Genomic DNA, 1,150 nt, shown 5'->3' with positions numbered 1-1,150 from the left:
CCACCTCGTCCAGGCGGCCGGTCATCTCACTGACCGGCTCCCACAAACCCCACGCCAACGACGTCGCCGCCAACCCCTGACCCCGCCGCCACCACGCCAACCCATCCAAATACGCATTCGCCGCCGCATAATTACCCTGCCCCGCATTCCCCAACGTCCCCGCCGCCGAAGAAAACAACACAAACGCCCGCAACCCCAAATCCCGCGTCAACTCATGCAACCACCACGCCGCATCCACCTTCGGCCCGAACACCACACCCACCCGACCCGCATCCAAACTCGTCACCACACCGTCATCCAGCACCCCCGCCGTATGCACCACACCCGACAACACACCCTCCGCCGTCACCTGCCCCACCACCGCAGCCAACGCCCCACGATCCGACACATCACACGCCAACACCCGAACCACCGCACCACCACCACGCAAATCCGCCACCAACTCAGCCGCACCCACCGCAGCCATCCCACGACGACTCACCAACACCACATCACGAACACCACAATCAAAAACCAAATGCCGCGCCACAATCGCACCCAACGTCCCCGTACCACCCGTCACCAACACCGCCCCATCACCCCAACCAGACCACCCACCACCACCCACCACCACACGCCGCAACCGCGGCACCAACACCAACCCCCCACGCACCGCAACCTGCGACTCACCCTCCACCCACACACCATCACCATCACCATCCACCAACACGAACCGCCCCGGAAACTCCGACTGCACCGACCGCAACAACCCCCACACCGCAGCCGCCCCCGGCGACACCACATCACCCTCCACCGCCATCACCGCACCCCGAGTACGCACCACCACCCGCGCCCCCACATCACCAACCAAAAACTCCCGCACCCGACCCAACACCCCCACCACCGCATCCCGCGCCGCCACACCATCAACCCCACCAACCCCCTCCACATCCCACACCCCCACACCACCAGGAACCGACACACCACCCCCCACCGACACCCACTCCACATCCCACAAACCCTCCACACCCGACCCCACCAAACCCCCACCCACAACCTCCCTGAACACCAACGAACCCACCGACAACACCAACCCACCCAACTCATCCACCGCCGACACCGACACCCCATCCCCCACACCCACCAAACGCACCCGCAACACCGACGCACC

The 1,150-nt window shown here is 65.3% G+C and carries 1 protein-coding gene; it reads right to left on the bottom strand.

Translation table 11 applies throughout. From position 1 onward, the window contains the following. Positions 1 to 1,090: beta-ketoacyl reductase (locus ACLQ2X_RS28355; protein ID WP_425684133.1), on the bottom strand; the 1,090-nt coding region annotated here is incomplete at its 3' end. Between the last annotated feature and the right edge of the window lie 60 nt (positions 1,091 to 1,150).

It is taken from the genome of Micromonospora sp. DT31 (assembly GCF_049841795.1).
Lineage (GTDB): Bacteria > Actinomycetota > Actinomycetes > Mycobacteriales > Micromonosporaceae > Micromonospora.
The sequence above is the reverse complement of the archived record's forward strand: the minus strand, read 5'-3'. Positions and strand labels throughout refer to the sequence as shown.